Origin of the sequence: Kineococcus indalonis (assembly GCF_009906395.1) — a bacterium.
GTDB classification, from domain to species: domain Bacteria; phylum Actinomycetota; class Actinomycetes; order Actinomycetales; family Kineococcaceae; genus Kineococcus; species Kineococcus indalonis.
Genome location: NZ_JAAALM010000404.1, coordinates 1 through 3,709 on the forward strand (window position 1 = coordinate 1; position 3,709 = coordinate 3,709).

The 3,709-nt window shown below is 80.5% G+C and carries 4 protein-coding genes and 2 pseudogenes; 3 read left to right on the forward strand and 3 right to left on the reverse strand.

All coding sequences use genetic code 11. From position 1 onward, the window contains the following. From GTR00_RS16455 to GTR00_RS25120, 3 genes and pseudogenes are all read left to right on the forward strand, one after another. A pseudogene (locus GTR00_RS16455) lies at nucleotides 1-772 on the forward strand (hypothetical protein); the annotation flags it as partial. Beyond that, a complete protein-coding gene (locus GTR00_RS16460) occupies nucleotides 769-1,455 on the forward strand; it encodes a hypothetical protein (RefSeq protein ID WP_166612669.1) in 687 nt (228 codons plus the stop codon). The pseudogene GTR00_RS16455 and the gene GTR00_RS16460, both read left to right, overlap by 4 nt. Nucleotides 1,456-1,495: 40 nt before the next feature. After that, nucleotides 1,496-2,170 (forward strand): hypothetical protein, encoded by a 675-nt coding sequence (locus GTR00_RS25120; RefSeq protein WP_166612670.1) that lies wholly within the window; start codon nucleotides 1,496-1,498, stop codon nucleotides 2,168-2,170. A gap of 48 nt (nucleotides 2,171-2,218) precedes the next feature. Here the strand turns inward: GTR00_RS25120 and GTR00_RS16470 are convergent, their stop codons facing one another. The 3 genes and pseudogenes from GTR00_RS16470 to GTR00_RS16480 form a co-directional block, all read right to left on the reverse strand. Further along, complete coding sequence (locus tag GTR00_RS16470) at nucleotides 2,219-2,986, reverse strand: HpcH/HpaI aldolase family protein (RefSeq protein ID WP_166612671.1); 768 nt, start codon at nucleotides 2,984-2,986, stop codon at nucleotides 2,219-2,221. Between the two features lie 77 nt (nucleotides 2,987-3,063). Next, nucleotides 3,064-3,285 carry a helix-turn-helix transcriptional regulator gene (locus tag GTR00_RS16475; RefSeq protein ID WP_166612672.1) on the reverse strand — a complete coding sequence of 74 codons (222 nt, stop codon included), beginning with the start codon at nucleotides 3,283-3,285 and terminating at the stop codon, nucleotides 3,064-3,066. A gap of 7 nt (nucleotides 3,286-3,292) precedes the next feature. Further along, nucleotides 3,293-3,709 (reverse strand): annotated as a pseudogene (locus tag GTR00_RS16480) (hypothetical protein); the annotation flags it as partial.

Sequence of the window (3,709 nt, forward strand, 5' to 3'; positions counted from 1 at the left end):
GGGCTGGGGCGCGTGGGTCCTGCTGGCCGCGGCCGCGCTGCCGCTGGTGGTGCTCACCGCCGTCACCGCCGACGTGCTCGGCGGTTCCCTGGACGCGGTGTTCTTCGGCACCCCGGTCTCGCCCGTGGACGGCGACCCGTCCGCGCAGGTGCTGCCCGGGGTGACGGCCGTGCACCGCTTCTCCGTGCTGTGGTCCACCGTCCCGGTCGGGCGGGCGCTGCTGGCCTCGGTGCTCACCTGCACGGCGCTGGCGGTGCTGCGCCTGGCCGGGCGCCCGGCGTGGGCGGTGCCCGGGCCCGCGGCGCGCTGGGCGGCGGCCGCGGTGGCCTGGGCCGGCGCCGCGGCCGCGCTGGGCTCCCTGCTCGCCCTGCTCGCCGCCGGCCGGGACGACACGGGCCTGGTGCCCTTCTCCACCGGGTCGACGGTGCTCGACGTCGCCGCGCGGGGCGGGGAGGTGGTCGTGCCGGTCCTGCTGGGGGCCGTCACCGGGGCCGTGCTGCTGTGGCCCGGTGCACCGGCGGCGCCCGCGCCGCAGGGGGAGCCCGGGCCGCAGGAGGAGCCCGCGCCGCAGGAGGCCCTCCCGCCGGGGACCCCGCCGGAACCGCAGCCCGCACCGGGACCCGCACAGGGACCCGCACCGGAGCCGCAGCCCGCACCCGACCGCGCGCCGGAACCCCCGCCCCCGCCCGGGCGCGCCGGGGCGGCGGCGGGGGCGGGGTACCCGCGGCCCTCCGACGAGGAGTACGCCCTGTACCGCAGGCCGCCGCGGTGAGCGGCGCGAGCGCACCGCGCTGGTCCGGGACGGGTCTCGACCGCGGGTTCGACGACGGGCCCGACGGCGGGCCCGGCGGCGCTCGCGAGGACGAGCGCGAGGGGTTCGAGGACGAGCGCGACGGGTGGTCCGGCGACGGGTTCGTCGACGCCGCGCAGCGCCCCGTCGACGCCCTGCGCGCGTGGGTGTTCCGGCTGCTGCTGCCGGTGGCCGCCTCCCCGGTGCTGCTGTGCGCGACGGCGCTGCAGCGCGTCTTCGACGACGCGGCCGGGGCCTCGCCCGACCCGGAGGTGGCGGTGGTGTTCGCCGACCGGTGGAGCGGCGCGCTGCGCTGGCTGCAGCCGGGCTGGGCGTGCGCGGTCACGGCCCTGCTGGTGCTGCTGCTCGCCGGGGCCGTCGCGGCCGGCCTGCCGCGCTGGTCGGTGCCGACGGAGGGCGACCGCACGGCCGTGGCCGTGCTGGCGGTGGGGTGCGCGGCGGTGTCGGCGGTGACGGCCGCGGTCTCCCTCGCCGTGCTGCTGCAGCAGCCCACCGACCTGCAGGCCTGGTACGCGCGGTTCGCGCCCTCCCCGGTGGTCCCGCTGGTGCAGTGGGCCGTCGACGGCGCCCTGCACGTCGCGGCGGTCCTGCTCGCCGCCGTGGCCGCGGTGCTCTGCCGGGCACCCGCCCGGTCGCGGCGCTGACCCTCCCGCCCGGGCGGGCCGTCGGTGGATACTCCGGGAGGTGGCCGACGACGAGGGGATCGAGGGCTCGCGGGACGAGCGGCGGGAGCTGGAGCAGCGCCAGCGCGAGCTGGACGAGCGCTGGGCGCGGGCGGTCTCGGACGGGGAACCGCTGAGCGTGCGCTCGCGCATCGTGGAGGACCTCGGCCGGCTGGCCGGCGAGCGCGACGCGCTGGCCGCCGCCCGCGACGCGGCCGCCGCGGAGCGCGACGCGATCGCCGCGGTGCGCGAGCAGCGCCGGTCCGCGCGGGGGCCGGCGCAGGAGGCGGCGGCCTCCGCGCGCCGGGGGGCCGCCCGGGACCGCGAGCAGGCCCTGGGCGACCGCGGCGAGGCCCGCCGGGACCGCGCCGAGTCCGCGCACGAGCGCTCCCGCGCCGCCGCCGAGCGCACCCACCGCTCCCGGGAGCTCCGCGAGCAGGCCGAGCGCGCGGGCGCGGCGCGGCGCGAGCTGGTCGAGGTGCTGCAGCAGCACGTGCTGGCGTGCGAGGAGCTGGTGCTGGCCCACGAGTACTGCGGCGCGCTGCACGAGCAGCTGGCGCTGCACGAGGAGGACCCGCACCGGGTGCGGGAGCTGACCGGGCGGGCCGAGCTCGAGCGCGCCCGCGCCCGCCGGGCCGCCGAGGGGGCGCAGCGGGCGGCGGCGGCGCTGGCGCGCTCCCGCTCCGACCCGGCCTGACCCGCGCTGACCCCCTCCCCCGGGCCCGGACCGGCCCGGGGGAGGGGGTCAGGCCGGGTCGGGCCGGGTGAGCGCGGCCCGGCGGGCGCGGGCCCCGGCGGCCAGCAGCTCGGTGTCGGAGGTGGCCGCGACGAACCGGAAGCCCAGCTCCCGCAGGCGCTCCGCGCGCTCGCCGCCCACGCCGAAGGCGCCGGGCACCGCGCCGTGCTCGGTGCAGGCGCGCACCACCGTCGGCAGCGGGTCGTCCGGGGCGTCGGCGGCGAGCAGGGCGTCCACGTCCGTGCCCAGGTCCAGGGAGAGGTCGAACGGCCCGACGAGGACGACGTCCACGCCCTCCACGGCGGCGATCGCCGCGACGTCCGCCAGGCCCTCGCGCGTCTCCACCATCACCGCGCACAGCACGCCGGCGTCGGCGCGCGCGGGCGGCACGGGGTCGCGGCCGCTCAGCAGGGCGTGCGGGCCCCAGCTGCGCTCGCCGGCGGGGGCGTAGCGGCACGCGCGCGCGGCGGTGCGGGCCTGCTCGGGGGTGCTCACCATCGGCACGACCACCCCGGCGGCGCCGGCGTCCAGGGCCCGGCCGACCTCCTGCACGTCCAGCCGCCCGGGGCGCACCAGGAGCCGGGCGGCGCCGTCGCCGGCCTCGCGCAGGCACTCGCGCAGCGAGCGGTCGTCGTGCTCGCCGTGCTGGGCGTCCAGCACCACCCAGTCCAGGCCGGAGCGGGCCAGGGTGCCCACGGCCCCCGGGCTGGCCAGGCTCGACCACGCGCCCCACAGGGTGCGCGCGGGGTCGGTCGTCCACCAGCGCTGCGGCTCCACGGCGAGCTCCTCCGTCCCGGGGCCGCCCGGCGGCGGCACCGGGCACGATCCTGCCCGGTGCCCGCCGGCCGGCGGGTTCAGCGCGCCGGTGGCGCGCCGTCGCGCTCGTCCTCGGGCTCGAAGATCGACTCCAGGGGTTCGCCCAGCAGGCGCGCCAGGCGGAAGGCCAGCGGCAGGCTGGGGTCGTAGCGGCCGGTCTCCAGGGCGTTGACGGTCTGCCGGGAGACGTTGAGCAGGTCCGCGAGGGCGGCCTGCGTCCAGCCGCGGGCGGTGCGCAGCTCCCGGATGGAGTTCCTCACCGCCGCCTCAGCGGTGGCCGGCGGCGGCGACGAGGGCCCAGGTGAGCATCCCGGCGCCGAAGGCCAGCCAGGGCGCCGCGGCGAGGACCAGGCCGGCGGCGCCGAGCATGCCCAGGACCACGCAGGCCACCATCGCGACGGCGGAGCCGGCGGCCAGGGCGCGCAGCTGCACCAGGCGGGCGTACTCGTCGGAGCGGCGCAGCGACCGCGCCACCGCGCGCGCCACGGCCAGGACGGGCAGGACCGGCAGCAGCGCCCACAGGAAGCGCCAGGGGCTGTCGCCGTCGAGGTCGCCGAAGGTCACCACGGCGACCAGCACGACGGCGTAGGCGGCCATCGCGGGGACGAACTCGCGGGTGTAGGCGCGGGCGCGGGCGCGGTCGCCGTCGCTGGAGCGGCGGGTGTCAAGGTCGCTTGTCATGGG